The 2,291-nt window shown below is 44.3% G+C and carries 3 protein-coding genes; all 3 read left to right on the top strand.

Features of this window, described 5'->3' with window-relative positions:
* Window positions 1–571 (top strand): EAL domain-containing protein (locus tag CAG69_RS21640; RefSeq protein ID WP_161446181.1); only part of this gene is annotated, 571 nt, incomplete at its 5' end.
* 11 nt (window positions 572–582) lie between these two features.
* Window positions 583–2,028, top strand: a complete 1,446-nt coding sequence (locus CAG69_RS21635; protein ID WP_161446179.1) for an MSHA biogenesis protein MshI — start codon at window positions 583–585, stop codon at window positions 2,026–2,028.
* Window positions 2,025–2,291: type II secretion system protein GspM (gene gspM / locus CAG69_RS21630; protein WP_161446177.1), on the top strand; the 267-nt coding region annotated here is incomplete at its 3' end. The genes CAG69_RS21635 and gspM, both read left to right, overlap by 4 nt.

Here is a 2,291-nt window from a genome sequence, read left to right as displayed (position 1 = left end):
GGATAATTTTGATAACTCGAGAGAGTATGCGCTCAATTTGAATGTAACGCCTTTTTCTAACCGAGAGTACTTTAAATGGTTTCGTGATGAACTCTTACAGTTGTCACGTGAACAGAGAAAGTGTCTCAGTTTTGAGTTTGTTGAAGCACAATTTGTAAGACACTTAGACTTTATGCGACCAGTCGCTAAAATGCTGGCCGGTTTAGGGTGCCACTTAATGGTTGGGCAGGCTGGACGAACCATCGTCAGCACTCACTATTTAAAAGAAGTGGATATTCGTTACCTTAAACTTCATCGCAGTTTAGTAGCAAAAATCGACCAGCGACATGAGAACCAGCTATTTGTCCGCAGCATGCTAGGTGCCGCGGCAAACAGTAAAACTAAAATCATAGCAGTGGGAATTGAGAATCAAAACGAGCTCAACACGTTAATTGAGCTCGGGGTTTATGGTGGGCAAGGGCGCTACTTCTCTGCAGAGCAGCAGTTTCTTCCTCGTCCACAAGCATTGCCAAGTTCTCAATCAGAATCCCAAGTGAAATTGGGAAGACGAAATCGCTGGCGTAAAAAATAAAGATAATAATCATGGATTTCAAAGCACTACTCGACAAGCTCAAACGATCATCTGGTGGTGGTCGTTCCTGCTTTTTGGTTATTCAGCCAGACGCCGTTTATTTATCATCTTCAATAAAAAGTGGTCGCCCATACCAATTTGATATTTCTGAATCCAATTGGGAGAAAGCCGTAGAGCAAGCATTGAGCGTTGCTGCGAGTGCGTATGATTCTCTGACGGTTGTCCTTTCTCATAACTATTATCAGATGTATCAAATCGACAAACCTGTCATGCCGCGCCAAGAATGGCCTGCAGCATTACCGTTTTTGTTGAAAGAACTGATCTCTGAGCGCGCCATTGACATCATTGCCGATGCGGTAGAGCTACCCAATTCAACCAAAGTGCAAGCTTACGTCTTATCACGAAAAATGTTGGATAAGATCGTGTTACTGGCCAGTCGCGCCCAGTTGCCATTAGAAGCTATTCTTCCTGAAGACGACATTTGGGGAGAGACCGCAGGTGAACTAGGTAACTTCCTATTATTACAACGCAGTGTGCGTGGTCACTTCCGTATTAGCGCTTTTGTCGAAAATACTATCGCGTTCCATCGTTCGATTCGCAGTGTGACGCCACCGTTAACGGGTGTTCCGTCTAGCGAGTTACAGATGGATAGCCTCTCGTTAGAACTGCAACGTTCGATTGATTATCTTTCTTCTCAGTTGCGCCATGTGCAGCTGCATCAATTGAAAGTGTGTTGTGATGAGGAGGATGAGAGTGAGCTTGTTCAGTCTCTAAACTACCGTTTAAGCACTAAAGTTTCTCCGTTATTACCACCAGAACATGAGTTATCAGGACACGTTTTAGCAGATGCTGCTGCGGCTTCTAATACTCGACGCGTTAACTTATACCCTGATTACTTAAAGCCGAAAAAAGAGCTCCTGACACTAAGAAATATCGCGTTATCTTGGGGTGTCGCGGCTGCGGCCATTCTACTCTCTTACGGCTATGTGACTTGGCAGAGCAGTGGTTTAGAAGATGAAATTGCTATTGTAAAAAGCAAAGGCGATATCATGAAGTCAGAGCTTGAACGCTATCAAGTCAAGCTACGTAAGCATCAACCCGACAATAATAAGCTGGCAGCTAAAGCCCGATTAGAGCGTGAAGTCAAGGCGAAGCGAGACTCGCTTAAAGCCGTCGGGAAATACGATGACTCGCAGCGCACGGGTTACTCTGGCGTGATGCAATCATTAGCTAAGCTAGGAAACCAAGAAATTTCTTTGTCCGAAATTCGAATCAATAACCATACCTTAGATCTGAAGGGACTGGCGAAAAAGCCGAGCTCAGTACCAAGTTGGGTTAACCAATTTAAAACTGAGATTAGCTTGGTTGGCCGGACATTTGACGACGTCAAAATTGGCCGAAATGATAAGGATATTGTGACGTTTGAACTAAAAACGCGCGAGGATAAAGAGAAATGAACGAATTCTGGCTCTCATTAGAAGAGCGCTTTGGCGAAATGAGCGCGCGTGAAAAATTGCTTATCGCGCTGTGTGGTTTAGTTGTCGTGATCATGTTGCTTTTTACGCTGGTACTGGAACCAAAGCTTAACGAGATCATCAGTAATGAGAGGCAACTAAGCAATTTAAAGCAAGCCAATCAAAAGATTGAAATCGACACGCTACGTATTCAAGCGCAGCTGAAGAAAGATCCAAACGCTGAGATTGATCGCTCGATATCTAAC

Source organism: Vibrio sp. V43_P6S15P86 (genome assembly GCF_009904725.1).
GTDB lineage: Bacteria > Pseudomonadota > Gammaproteobacteria > Enterobacterales > Vibrionaceae > Vibrio > Vibrio diabolicus.
This window is presented reverse-complemented; position numbering and strand designations above follow the sequence as displayed.